This is a genomic window from Streptomyces smaragdinus (genome assembly GCF_009604385.1).
Taxonomy (GTDB): Bacteria; Actinomycetota; Actinomycetes; order Streptomycetales; family Streptomycetaceae; genus Streptomyces; species Streptomyces smaragdinus.
In genome coordinates, this window is record NZ_WEGJ01000003.1 from 156,078 (window position 1) to 170,821 (window position 14,744).

Below are 14,744 nucleotides of genomic sequence, written 5' to 3' on the forward strand. Positions count from 1 at the left end.
CGGCTTATCGGCTGATCACGGGTCTGCCTCAGGACCTACGACCGGGTACGCATAAGGTGACGCGCATGGAGCCCCGTACGCCTGACAAGCAGATCCTCGCCGCCTTCGAGGCGGCCAAGGGCTTCATGCCCGCCGACGAGGGGCTGGCGCTGTACGCGGCGGCCGTCGAGGCGGGGCGGCTGGGGCTGCCGCTGCTCGAGGTCGGCACGTACTGCGGCCGCTCCACGGTGCTGCTCGCGGACGCGGCGCGGGCCGCCGGTGTGATCACTGTCACCGTCGACCACCACCGGGGCAGCGAGGAGCAGCAGCCCGGCTGGGAGTACCACGACCCGACGGTGGTGGACCCGGAGCTGGGCGTGATGGACACGCTGCCGACGTTCCGGCGCACGCTGCACCGGGCGGGGCTCGAGGAGTACGTGGTGGCGCTGGTCGGCCGCTCGCCGCGGGCCGCCGCGCTGTGGGGGACGCCGCTGGGCCTGGTGTTCGTGGACGGCGGGCACACCGACGAGCACGCCACGGCCGACTACGAGGGGTGGACGCCGCATCTGGCGCCGGGCGGGCTGCTGGTGATCCACGACGTGTTCCCGGACCCGGCGGACGGCGGTCAGGCGCCGTACCGGATCTACCGGCGGGCGCTGGAGTCCGGGGAGTTCGACGAGATCTCCGTCACGCGCTCGCTGCGGGTGCTGCGGCGCCGTAACGGTACGGCGGGCTGAGCGACCCCGCTACGATCGCACGCGTGTCTGCACAGAACAGCCGTAAGCGAGCCTGGTTCCTCCTGGCGCCGGCGGTCCCTGCCGTGTTCGCGGGCTGGCTGCTCTGGCAGTACACGGACGGGGAGGACGCCGGCCCGAAGGAGCCGCGCGCGGCGGCCTCGTCCCCGAGCGCGCGGCCGAGCCCGTCGAAGGCCGGCGTAGAGCCGCGGATCGACAAGAAGCCGCTGACCGGCAAGGTCGTCGTCCTCGACCCGGGACACAACCCGAACAACCGCCTCCACACCGCCGAAATCAACCGCAAGGTGAACATAGGCACCAACGCCAAGGAGTGCGACACCACGGGCGCGGCCACCGACAGCGGCTACGCCGAGGCGCGCTTCACCCTGGACGTCGCCCGCCGCGCCCGGACGCTGCTGCGGGCGCAGGGCGCGACGGTGAAGCTGACGCAGGACGGGCAGCGGGCGTGGGGGCCGTGCGTCGACGAGCGGGCGGCCATCGGCAACGAGGCGCACGCGGACGCGGTGGTGTCCATCCACGCGGACGGCGCGGGGCCGGGGCAGCGCGGGTTCCACGTGATCCTGCCGAAGGCGATATCCGCGGGGGGCGCGGACACCCGGAAGATCGCGGGTCCTTCGCGCGAACTCGGGCTCGCCGTACGAAAGGCGTTCGAGAAACGCACCGGGAGCGACGTCAGCAACTACCTGGGCGGGGGCAGCGGATTCACCGTTCGGAGCGATCTGGGCGGACTTAATCTCTCGACCGTGCCCAAAGTGTTCATCGAATGCGGCAATATGCGCGACAGCAAGGACGCCGCACAATTGACGGCCGGCGGGTGGCGGCAGCGGGCGGCGCACGGAATCGTGGACGGCATCACCGCCTACCTCAACGGGTAGTCGGCGACCGCACGGCCAGGGGGACAGACGGGGGGAGGGTGACCGCCGTGTCAGACGGGGCCCGTACGATGGGCGACCATTGCGGACCACCGGGTGCGGAAGCCGCGCCGGCAACAGAACCAGCATCAGCCACACGACCTGCAAAGGACATCTCGTGAACATCCGCTCACTAACTCGGGGCGACGGCGTAGTGATCGGAGCAGCGTTGCTGCTGTTCATCGCCTCGTTCCTCAAGTTCTATGTGGCCGACTGCCCCGAGGGTCTGTCCTCGGCGCAGTGCGACGGAATCAACGACAAGGCCCCGAACGGCTGGGCGGGCGACTACTACACGGTCGGTTTCGCGGTCTTCCTCGCGGGTGTCATCGCGGCGGCGCTCATCGTCGTCGGCCGGTCGATGCCGGAGGGCCGTAAGCCAGCCGGTCTCTCGCTGGACCAGCTGGGCATCGGCTTCGCGATCAGCTCGCTGCTCAGCATGCTGTTCGCGCTGGTGAACTCGCCGGAGGGCGCCAGCGCCGGCATCGGCGGGTGGCTCGCCCTGCTCGCGACGCTGGCCCTGGCCGGCGGCGCCGTCGCCGGCGGCGCGGTCCCCGCGCTGAAGGCCCCGCTCATGCCGGCCGGGGGTCCCCGGCCGCAGCAGCCGCAGCCGTACGGCGGCCCCGGCCAGCCGGGTTACGGCTACCCGGGCGCCCCGCAGCAGGGCCAGCAGCCGTACGGTCAGCAGCAGCCGCAGCAGCCGTCCTACGGTCAGCAGCCGCCGCAGCAGGACCAGCGGCCGGCGCCCGCCCCCATGCCGAACCAGGCGGGGCCCGGCGCGGGCGGCGCGGCGTTCTCGCCGTTCTGGTTCGCGGTCCCGGCCCAGCGCCCGCTGTACGCGGAGGACGGCTCCCCGTCCCGCATCGCCGACCTCACCCCGGGCACCTGGTATCTGGCGGTGGAGCAGCGCGGCAACGGCCTGATCGCCCAGACCCAGGACGGCCGCCGCGGCCTGCTCCAGGACACCAACGGGATTCAGCGGGGCTGACGTTCCGTACGATGTGATCGCCCCTCGGTCCGCCCGGACCGGGGGGCGTTTTCTCTGCCACACTGCCGGGATGATCGTCAGACTCGCGCAGGATCAGGACCTTCCCGGATTCCTCGGCCTCGCGGCCGAGGTCGAGCACTGGTTCGGTCCCATGGTCGACGAGCCCGGTTTCCACGAGGCCGTCGCCGGCCACATCCGCCGGTCCCTGGCGCTGGTGGCCGACTCCCCGGAGTCCGGGCGGCTGTTGGGCGGTCTGCTCTTCGGCGCCGAGCCGCCGGTATACCACGTGCACTGGCTGGTCGTCTCCGCGCGAGCGCGCGGCACGGGTGTCGGCGGGGCGCTGCTGGCGGAGGCGATCGGCCGGTTCGTCCGGGGGCCCGGCACCTTGGAGGTGGTGACCTTCGGCGCCGATCATCCGGGCGCGGTGGCGAGCGGGGCGCGGGTGTTCTACGAGCGGCTCGGCTTCGCCCCGGCCGAACTCACCGGCCCGGGCCCGGAGGGCGGTTCACGGCAGGTCTACCGGCGGGCTGTTCAGCCCCAGGACGCCCACGTCAGCCAGGAGTCCAGGAGCTCCGCGTCGCCCAGCACCTCCGCGCCGGACGGGGGCAGCCGACGGTAGAACACCCGCAGGACGTCCGTCAGCGGGCCGCGCAGCGCCACGGTGGCCTTCGTGTGCGAGTGGTTCCAGGTGAAGCCGTCCGGGGTCAGCTCGATCAGCCACTCCGCACCGGGGGCGTCCGTGGCGTGCAGGTGGAGGGACTTGCCCGCGTACTCCGGGGTGCGCAGGGGGGCGGCGTCCTCGTCCTCGCGGTGCAGGGTGAGGATCTCCAGCCACTCGTCGATCGCGTCCGCCGCCACCTCCGGTGCGGCGGGGTACGGGGTCCCGGTGGCGGACACGGCGTCCGCGCGGTGGATCAGGGTCTCGTGCGTCATCCGGCGGGCCCAGAAACCGGCGTTCCGCGCGGGGGCCCAGGTCCACACCGCCGTGTCGGGGCCGGCCTCCCGCAGGGCGGCGCGAGCAGGTCCGCCCCCTCGCCGAGCCAGGCGTCCAGCCCGGCGTCCGCCGCCGGGCCGAAGAAGCCCGGGACGTCCTCGTCCGCGACCTCCTGGTCCGCGCGGAGGCGGACGGTCTCCGCCGCCCAGCGGTGCGAACCGCCGACGTGCACCGCGAGGTCGCGGAGCGTCCAGTCGGGGCAGGTGGGGACTCGTACGGAGAGATCCGCGCCATGGACGGACTCCCGCAGCAGACGGGTCTGTTCGATGATCTCGGCGCAGTAGCGCTCGTGCTCAAGCGGCGGCATGGCGGCACCCTACGGGCACCGCCACGCCGCCTACCAGGGAGTTTCAGCCGCCGCTCAGCTGGCCGGTGGATGGGACCTTCGGGACCACGTCGACGCCGGCTTCCTTGCCCGCGGACTTGAAGCCGTTCAGGAGGTCCTCGACGCCGCCGATGCCGCTCTCGTCGACCTGCCCCCGGCGCAGCTTGCCGCCGAGGCTCCGCAGGGCCTCCACGCCACCGGTGATCGGGGCGAGGGCCTTCTCCAGGATCGGGTCGCCCTGGGCGTTCTTCTGCGCCGCCTTCAGCCGGTTGTACGCGAAGGCGCCGGCCAGACCCGCCTTGATGAGGGCGAAGGTACGGCCGTCCGCGCCCCGCTTGAACTTGCCCTCACGGAAGGGCTTGATGATCCACTGATAGGTGGCGCCCGCCGCGAGCCCCGCGTTGGCCGCGAACCTCGTCCGGTTGAGCCTCTCGCGGGTCGCCGTGGGCGAGGGCGACGGTGTCGTCTGGGCCGGTACGGCCGCCGCGGCGGCCGCCCGCTGGGAACTCTCGGGACGCTTGGCTTCGGTGCTGCTGCACGCGGTGACGCCGGCCACGAGGCTGCAGCTCAGCAGCACCGTGACGGCTATTCGACGCAACGGGGTGCGCACGACGTTCCTCCTCGGCGGATGGGATCCCCGATCTCTGTCGCAGGATCACCCGGCCGCCGGTGCCCCGCCACTCGGACGGGCCCGTACGAACGAGCGTTTACCGTCCGTCATGACGGACATCCGTCCGATATGGCGAAACGTTATGGAGGAAAGCCGGCGTCCGTCGCGATTCTCGTCGTCACCGACCTGGCCGCGCTCGTCATCGGCCTGTGGATCGTGCTGTACGCGCTGGACGCGAACCGGGCGAACGAGTTCGTGGACTTCGTCCGGGATCTGGCCGGCTGGCTCGCCGGCTGGTCCCACGACATGTTCCTCGTCGACCCGGGCTGGTGGCAGGTGCTGCTCAACTACGGCATCGCGGCCGTCGTGTACCTCGCCGCCGGGCACACCCTGGCCCGCGGCGTGGACAAGCTCAAGTAGAGAGGCAGCAGTCCGGTTCCAGTCCGGCGGGCAGCCGCTCGCCGCCGAACACCGCCGTGGTCGCCTCGTCCCCGCCGAGCGCGGCCACGGCCAGCAGGATCGACCCCGCCGTCCAGGAGGTGAGCTCCACCGGCCACACCGCGTCGTCCTCGAACACGTATCCGGTCCAGTACATTCCGCCGTGCTCCTCCGCGCGCAGATGCCGGATCGACCGCAGGATCTCGACCGAGCGCTCCGACTCCCCCATCACCCACAGCGCCAGCGCCAGTTCGGCGCTCTCGCCGCCGGTCACCCAGGGCCGGTCGGACACACAGCGCACGCCGAGGCCGGGGACGACGAAGCGGTCCCAGCCCTCCTCGATCCGCTCCTTGGCGGCCGGCCCGGTGAGGGCGCCGCCGAGGACGGGGTAGTACCAGTCCATCGAGAAGCGGGCCTTGTCCAGGAACCGGTCCGGATGGCACCGGATGGCGTGCCCCAGCTGCCCCAGCGCCAGCTCCCAGTCCGGCTGCGGCTCCCCGACGGCCTCCGCGACGGCCAGCGCGCACCGCAGCGCCTGGTGGATGGACGAGCTGCCGGTGAGCAGCGCGTCGGTGACGGCCGTGCCGTCCTCCTCGCGCTTCCAGCCGATCTGCCCGCCGGGCTGCTGGAGTTCGAGCACGAACCCGGTGGCCGCGCGCACGGTGGGCCACAGCCGCTCGAGGAACGCGTCGTCGCCGGTGGACAGGAAGTGGTGCCAGATCCCGACGGCTGGGTACGCGACGAAGTTCGTCTCCCGCCCCCGGTCGGTCGGGGCACCGGCGTCGCCGTCCGCGTAGGCCGCGTACCAGGACCCGTCCGGCAGCTGGTGCCGGCGCAGCCAGTCGTACGCCCGCTCGGCGCGGTCGTGCTCGCCGGCCGCGTCCAGCGCCATGGCCGCCTCGGTGTGGTCCCACGGGTCGAGATGGTGCCCGCGGAACCACGGGACGGCGCCGTCCGCGCGCTGTACGGCGACGATGCCGGCCACCGTGGCGGCGGCCTGCTCGGCGGTCAGCACGCCGGGCAGGACGAGCCGTTCGGTACGCCCGGGACTCGTCACGCGCGCCCCGTCTCGGCGACCGCGGCGCGCGGGAGGTGCGGCTTCGTGGCGTACGCGACGAAGCTCTTGCCGAGCACGGGGTTGAGCAGCCGCTCGGCCGCCCGGGTGGCCACCGGCTTCTTCATGATGTCCCAGACCAGCAGCTTGTGATACGCGCGCACGGGCAGCGCCTTGTCGTTGTCGACGCCGACCGCGCACTTGATCCACCAGTACGGGGCGTGCAGCGCGTGCGCGTGATGCGTCCCGTACGGCCGCAGCCCGGCCTCGCGCATCTTGCGCAGGAGTTCGTCGGCCCGGTAGATGCGGATGTGTCCGCCCTCGACCTCGTGGTACGCGTCGGACAGCGCCCAGCACACCTTCTCCGGCCCGTACCGGGGCACCGTCACGGCGATCCGTCCGCCGGGCTTGAGGACACGGACCATCTCGGCGAGGACGCCCTTGTCGTCGGGGATGTGCTCCATCACCTCGGAGATGATCACGACGTCGAAGCTGTCGTCCGGGAACGGCAGCGCGAGGGCGTCGCCCTCCATCGCGGTGGCGGTGGCGCCGGCCGGGGCCTCGCCGGCCTCCTTCATCGCCGCGAACCACTTGGCGACCTCGCGGATCTCGTCCGCGTTGCGGTCCAGGGCGACGACGCGGGCGCCGCGCCGGTAGCACTCGAACGCGTGCCGTCCGGCGCCGCAGCCGAGGTCCAGCACACGGTCGCCGGGGGCGAGCGGGAAGCGGGTGAAGTCGACGGTCAGCACGGGGACTCCTGCTGGGGGCGGGGGCGGGCGGCGGGACGCGCGGGGGCGGCGGCGATGGCCGCGCGGTAGTGCTCGGCGGTGCCCCGGGCCGCGGCGGCCCAGGTGAACCGGGCCAGGATCCGCTCCCGGCCGGCGGCACCGAGGCGGCGCCCCAGCCCGGGGTCGCCGAGCAGCCGGACCAGGGCGGCGGCCAGCGCGCCGGCGTCGCCCGGGGGGACGGCCAGACAGGTCTCGCCGTCGGGTCCGGAGACCTCGGGGATGGCGCCGCCGGTGGTGGCGACCAGCGGGGTGCCGGTGGCCATGGCCTCGGCGGCCGGCAGGGAGAAGCCCTCGTACAGCGACGGGACGCAGGCGATCTCGGCGCCGCGTACCAGGTCGACGAGCTCGGCGTCCGAGATGCCCTTGACGAACCGGATGGCGTCGCCGAGCCCGTACCGCTCGATCGCGGCGGCCACGGGGCCGTCGTCGGCGCGCTTGCCGACGACGACGAGATGGGCCTGCGGCTGCTCGGTACGGACCTTGGCCAGGGCCTCCACCAGGTGGATCAGGCCCTTGAGGGGGACGTCCGCGCTGGACGTGGTGACGATCCGGCCCGGGACCACGGGCACGGACGGGTCCGGGGAGAAGAGGCCGACGTCGGCGCCGATCGGGACGACGTGGATCCGGTCGGGGCGTACGCCCAGGTCGGCGGTGATCTCGTCGCGGGACGAGCCGGAGACCGTGATCACGGAGGGCAGGCGGCGGGCGACGCGTTTCTGCATCGTCGTGAAGCCGTACCAGCGGCGTACCGAGGCGCGGCGCTTCCAGTCGGCCGCGGCGGCGAGGTCGAGACGGCGGTCCACGGTGATGGGGTGGTGGATCGTGGTGACCAGGGGGGCGCCCAGCGCGCGGGGGCCGCCGAGGAGGCCGTAGCCCAGGGTCTGGTTGTCGTGGATCACGTCGAAGTCGCCGCGGCGGGCGGCGAGGAGCCGGCGGGCGCGCAGGCTGAACGTGACGGGCTCCGGGAAGCCGCCGGTCCACATGGTGCCGACCTCGAGCGCGTCCACCCAGTCGCGGATCTCCTCGCGCTTCGGGGTGCGGAACGGGTCGGGCTGGCGGTACAGGTCGAGGCTGGGGAGCTCGGTGAGGCGGACGCCGGGGATCTCGTCCAGCACCGGGTAGGGCTGGGCGCCGATGACCTCCACGTCGTGGCCGAGGCGGGCGAGTTCGCGCGACAGATGGCGTACGTAGACGCCCTGGCCGCCGCAGTAGGGGTTGCCCTTGTAGCTGAGCAATGCGATGCGCAGCGGCACCTCAGCGGTCACGCCTGGCCCCCTTCTCACTGCAGTTCTGCCGGAGCGTAACCGCTCACGCTAATCTAGAACAAGTTTCAGACTCCTCGATCAGGAGCACGAATCTACCGGCTGGTAGCCCCGGTCGAGGGGGCCGGTCGGGTGATTCACGCCACGGCTCACCGATGTCATCCTGTGGACCCCATGACCACGACCCCGAACAAGTCCCGGCAGATCGCCGCCCCGGCGGGCGCGCCGCTCACCGAGCGGCAGGAGGCCCGGCGGCGCCGCATCCTGCTCGCCAGCACGGAACTCGCGGGCTGCGGCGGCTTCGACGCGGTGCAGATGCGCGAGGTCGCCGAGCGGGCGGAGGTGGCGCTGGGCACGCTGTACCGGTACTTCCCGTCCAAGGTGCATCTCCTGGTCGCCACCATGGACGACCAGCTCCGGCTCCTCCACCACACCCTGCGCGACCGTCCCCCGACGGGGGCCACGGCGGGCGCCCGGGTGGCGGGCACCCTGCAGCGGGCGTTCCGGGCGATGCAGCGCGAGCCGCAGCTGGCGGACGCGATGATGCGGGCCCTGACCTTCGCGGACCGCTCGGCGAGTCCCGAGGTGGCCGCGGTCTCCCGGCTGACGACGACGATCGTCCTGGACGCGATGGCCCTCCCGGGCCGCCCCACCGCCGCCCAGCTGTCGGCGGTCCGGGTGATCGTGCACACCTGGCACTCGGTGCTGATCACCTGGCTGTCGGGGCGCGCGTCCACCGCGCAGGTCCGTACGGACCTCGAGACGGCCTGCCGGCTGCTGGACCTGTGAACGCCGTTCTCCCTGTGACCCACTCCTCTCCCACGCGTCACCCGGTCGGCGTAACACCCCGGTAAGGTGGCCCTGTCCTCGCGGGGGAAGCCGGTGCGAGACCGGCGCTGACCCGCAACCGTGAGCGCGCCCCCGGGCGCGTGAGCCGGAACACCCGTGACGGACGCGCAGGCTCTCCCGAGCCGTCCGGACCGCGGACGGCCCGCACCGTCGAGGAATACGGAGCTGAGCCCGGTGCCCGGAGCGCCCCCGTCACCGGGAATGCCTCGGACGGTGCCGTGCCCGGCCCAAGGAAGGCACCGGACACACCATGGCTCACCTCTACCGTCCCCGCCGCGCCCTCGCGGCCCTCGCCGCGACCGCTGCCCTGTGCACCGCCGCGGCCCCCGCCGCCGTCGCGCAGGACGCCGACGGTCTCTACGGCACCACCGACCCGCAGTACGACGGGGTCTGGCGCACCTCCCTCGCGATGCTCGCGCAGGACACCGCCGGGGTCACGCCCGCGAAGCAGGCGGTGGCCTGGCTGACCGGGCAGCAGTGCGCGGACGGCGGGTTCGCCGCGTACCGCGAGGACACCGCAAAGGCGTGCGACGCCAAGACCGAGGACACCAACGCCACCGCCCTGTCCGTGCAGGCCCTGGCCGCGCTCGGCGGGCAGGACGCGGTGGTCGGCAAGGCCGTGACCTGGCTGAAGGGGGTGCAGAACAAGGACGGCGGTTTCCCGTACAACCCGGGCGGCGCCAGCGACGCCAACTCCACGTCCGTGGTGACGGGGGCGCTCGTCGCCGCCGGGGAGAAGCCGGCGGAGGTCTTGAAGGACGGCAAGTCGCCCTTCGACGGGCTGGCCGCGCTGCGGATGCCGTGTTCCGCGAAGGCCGGTGAGCAGGGCTCGTACGCCTTCACCCCCGACAAGGGGAAGCTCTACTCCAACGAGTACGCCTCGGCCGCCGCCGCCCTCGCCGGGCGCGGTACGGGTCTGGTCGTCCCGCCCGGTGCGGACACCCCGGTCAAGGCGCCGGCGTGCGCCGCCGCGGCCTCCGCCGAGGACGCGGCGGAGGCCGCGGACGCGTTCCTGGCCGGGCGGATCGACGCCAACGGCGGGTTCCTGAAGGACCTCAGCGCCAAGGCGCCCGACCCGAACACCACCGCGTGGGCGACGCTCGCGCTGGCCGCGGGCGGGCACAAGGGTGCGGCGCTGAAGTCGTACGCGTGGCTGGAGGGGAACTCGGCCGCGTGGTCGAAGGGCAGCCCGGCGGCGCTGGGGACGCTGGTGCTGACGGCTCATGCCGTGGGGAAGGACCCGAAGTCGTTCGCCGGTACGGATCTGGTGGCCGCGCTGAACAAGACGGGGCCGGCGCCTTCGGCTGCCGCCAAGCCGCAGGCCAAGGCCGCCGAGAAGGACGACGACGGCGGCTCGGCCACCGTCGTCTGGGTGATCGTCGGTGTCGGGCTGGTCGCCGGGATCGGTGGCGGGCTGCTCGTCAGCATGCGCCGGAAGAACGCGTGAAGCGGCTCGTTCTCGTCCCCCTCGCCGCGCTGCTCGCGGTGCTGGGGGGCGCGGGGACGGCGCACGCGGGCACGTACCGGTACTGGTCGTTCTGGGAGCAGGACGGCTCGGCGTGGTCGTACGCCCGGCAGGGCGCCGGGACCGCGCGGCCCGGGGACGGGGATGTCGTCGGGTTCCGGTTCGCGGTGAGCGTGAACTCCGCCGACGCGACGAAGCCGCGGGGGGCGGCGGACTTCGCGGCGGTGTGCTCGGACACGGCGGCGGAGAAGGGGCGCAAGCGGGTGGCTTTCGTGCTGGACTTCGGGACGGCGCGGGACTCCGTGGACGGTTCGAAGCCGCCGGGGCAGCGGTCGGTGTGCGCGGTGGTGCCTCAGGACGCCACGGCGGCGGACGCGCTGGCCGAGGTGGCCGAGCCGCTGCGGTTCGGGCAGAGCGGGATGCTGTGCGCGATCGCGGGGTATCCGGCGGTGGGGTGCGGGGAGAGCGTGTCGTCTGCGGGTAAGAAGGCCGCCCCGGCCCCGGCTTCCGACTCCGGCCCCTCCGCCGGGCTGATCGCCGGTGGTGCCGCCGTCGTGCTGCTGGGCGCGGCCGGCGTGTGGCAGGCGCGGCGCCGCCGGGCATGAGTACCGTCCAGCGCCTCCGGGCGCCCGAGGCACACCGGGGGAACGCGGTTCACGCGGGCGCCTGGTGGCTCTGGGCGCTCGGCCTCGCCGTCGCCGCGTCCCGTACCGGCAACCCGCTGCTGCTGGGGCTGATCATCGCCGTCGCGGGATACGTCGTCGCGGTCCGGCGCACCGACGCGCCGTGGGCCCGGTCGTACGCCGTGTTCGTCAAGCTGGGGCTGGCGGTGCTGGTGATCCGGCTGGTGTTCGCGGTGCTGCTGGGCTCGCCCATCGGGGGTACGCACATCCTGTTCACGCTGCCCGAGGTCCCGCTGCCCGGCTGGGCGCAGGGCATCCGGCTGGGCGGGCGGGTGAGCGCCGAGTCGCTGCTGTTCGCGCTGTACGACGGGCTCACCCTGGCCACCCTGCTGATCTGTGTGGGGGCGGCGAACGCGCTGGCCAACCCGGCGCGGCTGCTGAAGTCGCTGCCGGGCGCGCTGTACGAGGCGGGGGTGGCCGTGGTGGTGGCGATGACGTTCGCCCCGCACTTCGTCGCCGACGTGTCCCGGCTGCGCGCCGCCCGCCGGCTGCGGGGGCGGGGGGACCGGGGGCTGCGGTCGCTGCTGCAGGTCGGACTGCCGGTGCTGGAGGGCGCGTTGGAGCGTTCCGTGGCGCTCGCCGCCGCGATGGACGCCCGGGGGTACGGGCGCAGCGCTTCGGTGCCGCGCGGTGTCCGCCGTACGACCAGCGCGCTCACCCTGGGCGGGCTGCTCGGGGTGTGCGCCGGCACGTACGGGCTGCTCGCCGCGGAGGGCGCACGGTACGGGATGCCGCTGCTGCTCCTGGGGCTCGCGGCGGCGCTGACGGGACTGCGGCTCGGCGGCCGGCGGGCGGTACGCACCCGCTACCGGCCGGATCGCTTCGGTGCCCGGTCGTGGCTGGTCGCGGCGTCGGGGGCCGCGGTCGCCGCGCTCACCGTCCGCGCGGCGGGGTACGCCCCGGAGGCGATGCGCCCCGGCGTCGTCCCGCTGACGGCGCCCGAACTCCCCCTGTGGCCGGCGCTGGGCCTGCTCGCCGGCCTGCTGCCCGCCTTCGTCGCACCCGTGCCCGTACGGGCGCCCGCCAAGGAGTCCTCTTGATCCGGTTCGACAACGTCTCCGTCGTGTACGACGGCGCCCCCGCCCCCGCGCTGTCGGGCGTGGACCTGGCTGTCCCCGAGGGGGAGCTGGCGCTGCTCGTCGGCCCCTCCGGGGTCGGCAAGTCGACCCTGCTGGGCGCCGTCAGCGGCCTCGTCCCGCACTTCACCGGCGGCACCCTGCGCGGCAGGGTCACCGTCGGGGGCCGCGACACCCGCGACCACCCCCCGCGCGAGCTGGCCGACCTGGTGGGGACGGTGGGCCAGGACCCGCTGTCGCACTTCGTCACGGACACCGTGGAGGACGAGCTGGCGTACGGCATGGAGTCCCTGGGCCTCCCCGCGGACACCATGCGCCGCCGCGTCGAGGAGACCCTGGACCTCCTGGGCCTGGCGGACCTCCGCGACCGCCCGATCGCGTCGCTCTCGGGCGGCCAGCAGCAGCGGGTGGCGATCGGCTCGGTCCTCACCCCGCACCCACGCGTCCTGGTCCTCGACGAACCCACGTCGGCCCTGGACCCGGCGGCGGCGGAGGAGGTCCTGGCGGTCCTGCAACGCCTGGTCCACGACCTGGGCACGACCATCCTCCTGGCGGAACACCGCCTGGAACGGGTGATCCAGTACGCGGACCAGGTGATCGTCCTCCCGACCCCCGCCGCAACCCCCCTGACCGGCACGCCCCCGGAGATGATGGCGATCTCCCCGGTCTACCCCCCGGTAGTCTCCCTGGGCCGCCTCGCAGGCTGGACGCCTCTCCCCCTGTCGGTCCGAGACGCCCGCCGCCAGGCATCCCCCCTGCGGGAACAACTCGCGGGGGTCACGCTCGACGAAACCCCCACAACGCTGTGGGCAGGCGTCCCGCATGGCGGGACGGGTGGGCACAGCGGACCGCAGCCATCGACGCCCGACGCACCACGCGCAAAGGCAGGCATACGCCACGCCCTGTTCCGCCGCAAGCAAACCCCACCCCCGGCCGGAGGCCACCCCGCGGAGCTGACGAACGTAACCGTCCGCCGCAACAGAACCGAGGCCCTCCGCAACCTAACCCTCAAAATCGCCCCCGGCGAAACAATCGCCCTCATGGGCCGAAACGGCGCAGGCAAAAGCACCCTCCTCCGCACCCTCACCGGCCTCCACACCCCCACCACAGGCACCGTCCGCGTCGGAGGCGAACCCCCCAAGGACACCCCGCCCAAAACCCTCCTCCGCCGCACCGGCCTCGTCCCCCAGGACCCCCGCGACCTCCTCTACGCCGACACGGTCGCCGCGGAATGCGCCGCGGCCGACAAGGACGCCGGCGCCCCCAGAGGCACCGCCCGAGCCCTGGTGACCACCCTCCTCCCGGACATCACGGACGACACCCACCCCCGCGACCTCTCCGAAGGCCAGCGCCTCGCCCTGGCCCTCGCGGTGATCCTCACGGCGAAACCGGCCCTGATCCTCCTCGACGAACCCACCCGCGGCCTCGACTACGCCGCCAAACACCGCCTGGCCACGGTCCTCAAGCAGCTCGCCGCCGAGGGCCACGCCATAGTCCTGGCCACCCACGACGTGGAACTGGCCGCCGAACTCGCCCACCGCGTGGTGATCCTCGCCGAGGGCGAGGTGGTGGCCGACGGCCCCATGGCCGAGGTGGTGGTCTCCTCCCCCGCCTTCGCCCCCCAGGTCACAAAGATCCTCGGCACCGGCCCCTGGCTGACGGTCCCCCAGATCCGCCGCGCCCTGGAGGCCGCCGCGTGACCACCCCCCGTAAAACGAACCCCATCCGCCTCGGCCCCCGAGCCACAGCCGCCCTGGCCCTGGTGACCCTGATCGGCGTCGGCGCCTTCGGCTGGCCCCTCCTGGCCGCCGGCGACTCCACCGTCCTGGACCATTCCGCCGAGGCGCCCTGGCTCTTCGCCCTGCTCCTCCCCCTCCTCATCGCGGTGATCGTCGCGTCGATCGCCGACGAGGGCCTGGACGCGAAGGCGATCGCGATGCTCGGCGTCCTGGCGGCGGTCGGCGCCGCCCTGCGCCCCCTCGGCGCGGGGACTGCGGGCCTGGAACCGATGTTCTTCCTCCTCATCCTGGCCTCCCGGGTCCTGGGCCCGGGCTTCGGCTTCGTCCTCGGCGCGACCACGATCTTCGCGTCCGCGCTGCTCACGGGCGGCGTGGGCCCGTGGATGCCGTTCCAGATGCTGTCGATGGGGTGGGTGTGCCTGGGTGCGGGCCTGCTGCCGGGCGCGGAGAGAGTGCGCGGACGGGCCGAGTTGTGGCTGCTCGCCCCGTATGGAGTAATCGCCTCGTTCGGTTATGGGATAGTCATGAATTTCCAGGGCTGGCCCCTGACGACCGCCGGCGGCGGCACGAACGTCGACTTCGTCCCCGGCGCCCCCCTGCCCGAGAACCTGGGCCGGTTCCTGGCGTACTGCCTGACCACATCGATGGGTTGGGACCTCGGCCGCGCGCTGACGACGGCCGTCTGCACACTCCTCCTCGGCACCCCCGTACTGAAGGCGCTCCGCCGCGCAACCCGGCGCGCCGCGTTCGGCACCCCCGTACAATTCGAACAAAGTGGAGGAATGAACTCCCTTTGACGGGCGTTCATCTCACATCTGATATACGTTCCGC

16 protein-coding genes, 1 pseudogene and 1 riboswitch are annotated in these 14,744 nt (G+C 73.4%); of the genes and pseudogenes, 11 read left to right on the forward strand and 6 right to left on the reverse strand.

Translation table 11 applies throughout. The features are described 5' to 3' along the window. The first annotated feature begins 65 nt into the window (after positions 1 to 65). From SRB5_RS06855 to SRB5_RS06870, 4 genes are all read left to right on the forward strand, one after another. Positions 66 to 716, forward strand: a complete 651-nt coding sequence (locus SRB5_RS06855) for a class I SAM-dependent methyltransferase (RefSeq protein WP_153450538.1) — start codon at positions 66 to 68, stop codon at positions 714 to 716. 23 nt (positions 717 to 739) lie between these two features. Further along, positions 740 to 1,609: an N-acetylmuramoyl-L-alanine amidase gene (locus SRB5_RS06860; protein WP_323377198.1), complete on the forward strand. Its 870-nt coding sequence runs from the start codon at positions 740 to 742 to the stop codon at positions 1,607 to 1,609. 154 nt (positions 1,610 to 1,763) lie between these two features. Further along, the gene (locus SRB5_RS06865) at positions 1,764 to 2,630 is read left to right on the forward strand and encodes a hypothetical protein (protein WP_323377199.1); all 867 of its coding nucleotides are present in this window, start codon (positions 1,764 to 1,766) and stop codon (positions 2,628 to 2,630) included. Positions 2,631 to 2,700: 70 nt separating this feature from the next. Then, positions 2,701 to 3,249 carry a GNAT family N-acetyltransferase gene (locus SRB5_RS06870; protein ID WP_153450541.1) on the forward strand — a complete coding sequence of 183 codons (549 nt, stop codon included), beginning with the start codon at positions 2,701 to 2,703 and terminating at the stop codon, positions 3,247 to 3,249. Here the strand turns inward: SRB5_RS06870 and SRB5_RS37425 are convergent. The 3 genes and pseudogenes from SRB5_RS37425 to SRB5_RS06880 form a co-directional block, all read right to left on the reverse strand. Beyond that, the gene (locus SRB5_RS37425) at positions 3,162 to 3,563 is read right to left on the reverse strand and encodes a maleylpyruvate isomerase mycothiol-dependent enzyme family protein (RefSeq protein WP_323377200.1); all 402 of its coding nucleotides are present in this window, start codon (positions 3,561 to 3,563) and stop codon (positions 3,162 to 3,164) included. The two genes, SRB5_RS06870 and SRB5_RS37425, sit on opposite strands and share 88 nt — an antisense overlap. Before the next feature lie 24 nt (positions 3,564 to 3,587). Further along, positions 3,588 to 3,931 (reverse strand): annotated as a pseudogene (locus tag SRB5_RS37430) (maleylpyruvate isomerase N-terminal domain-containing protein); the annotation flags it as partial. Between the two features lie 43 nt (positions 3,932 to 3,974). Then, complete coding sequence (locus SRB5_RS06880; protein WP_323377203.1) at positions 3,975 to 4,559, reverse strand: hypothetical protein; 585 nt, start codon at positions 4,557 to 4,559, stop codon at positions 3,975 to 3,977. Between the two features lie 129 nt (positions 4,560 to 4,688). Here SRB5_RS06880 and SRB5_RS06885 point away from each other — a divergent pair, with 129 nt between their 5' ends. Then, positions 4,689 to 4,979 (forward strand): hypothetical protein, encoded by a 291-nt coding sequence (locus SRB5_RS06885; RefSeq protein ID WP_194292864.1) that lies wholly within the window; start codon positions 4,689 to 4,691, stop codon positions 4,977 to 4,979. Here the strand turns inward: SRB5_RS06885 and SRB5_RS06890 are convergent. Genes SRB5_RS06890 through SRB5_RS06900 form a run of 3 tightly spaced genes read right to left on the reverse strand, consistent with a single transcriptional unit; the run spans position 4,972 to position 8,104 of the window. Further along, positions 4,972 to 6,054 (reverse strand): prenyltransferase, encoded by a 1,083-nt coding sequence (locus SRB5_RS06890; RefSeq protein ID WP_323377204.1) that lies wholly within the window; start codon positions 6,052 to 6,054, stop codon positions 4,972 to 4,974. The two genes, SRB5_RS06885 and SRB5_RS06890, sit on opposite strands and share 8 nt — an antisense overlap. Then, complete coding sequence (locus tag SRB5_RS06895) at positions 6,051 to 6,800, reverse strand: class I SAM-dependent methyltransferase (RefSeq protein ID WP_323377205.1); 750 nt, start codon at positions 6,798 to 6,800, stop codon at positions 6,051 to 6,053. Before SRB5_RS06895 ends, SRB5_RS06890 begins: the two co-directional genes overlap by 4 nt. Next, positions 6,794 to 8,104 (reverse strand): glycosyltransferase family 4 protein, encoded by a 1,311-nt coding sequence (locus SRB5_RS06900; RefSeq protein WP_323377206.1) that lies wholly within the window; start codon positions 8,102 to 8,104, stop codon positions 6,794 to 6,796. Before SRB5_RS06900 ends, SRB5_RS06895 begins: the two co-directional genes overlap by 7 nt. A 171-nt stretch (positions 8,105 to 8,275) precedes the next feature. Between SRB5_RS06900 and SRB5_RS06905 the strand changes: the two genes are divergently transcribed. The 6 genes from SRB5_RS06905 (at position 8,276) to SRB5_RS06930 (ending at position 14,710) form a co-directional block, all read left to right on the forward strand. Beyond that, positions 8,276 to 8,890, forward strand: a complete 615-nt coding sequence (locus SRB5_RS06905) for a TetR family transcriptional regulator (RefSeq protein ID WP_153450542.1) — start codon at positions 8,276 to 8,278, stop codon at positions 8,888 to 8,890. Positions 8,891 to 8,974: 84 nt separating this feature from the next. Further along, positions 8,975 to 9,045, forward strand: a riboswitch (cobalamin riboswitch). Positions 9,046 to 9,200: 155 nt separating this feature from the next. After that, on the forward strand, positions 9,201 to 10,397 hold the full coding sequence (locus tag SRB5_RS06910; protein WP_153450543.1) for a prenyltransferase/squalene oxidase repeat-containing protein: 1,197 nt from the start codon (positions 9,201 to 9,203) through the stop codon (positions 10,395 to 10,397). Then, positions 10,394 to 11,020: an SCO2322 family protein gene (locus SRB5_RS06915; RefSeq protein WP_323377207.1), complete on the forward strand. Its 627-nt coding sequence runs from the start codon at positions 10,394 to 10,396 to the stop codon at positions 11,018 to 11,020. Before SRB5_RS06910 ends, SRB5_RS06915 begins: the two co-directional genes overlap by 4 nt. Then, a complete protein-coding gene (locus tag SRB5_RS06920; RefSeq protein ID WP_153450544.1) occupies positions 11,017 to 12,138 on the forward strand; it encodes a CbiQ family ECF transporter T component in 1,122 nt (373 codons plus the stop codon). Before SRB5_RS06915 ends, SRB5_RS06920 begins: the two co-directional genes overlap by 4 nt. Then, positions 12,135 to 13,874 carry an ABC transporter ATP-binding protein gene (locus tag SRB5_RS06925; protein ID WP_153450545.1) on the forward strand — a complete coding sequence of 580 codons (1,740 nt, stop codon included), beginning with the start codon at positions 12,135 to 12,137 and terminating at the stop codon, positions 13,872 to 13,874. Before SRB5_RS06920 ends, SRB5_RS06925 begins: the two co-directional genes overlap by 4 nt. Next, positions 13,871 to 14,710, forward strand: a complete 840-nt coding sequence (locus SRB5_RS06930) for an ECF transporter S component (protein ID WP_323377208.1) — start codon at positions 13,871 to 13,873, stop codon at positions 14,708 to 14,710. The genes SRB5_RS06925 and SRB5_RS06930 overlap by 4 nt, the downstream gene beginning before the upstream one ends. Positions 14,711 to 14,744 lie beyond the last annotated feature (34 nt).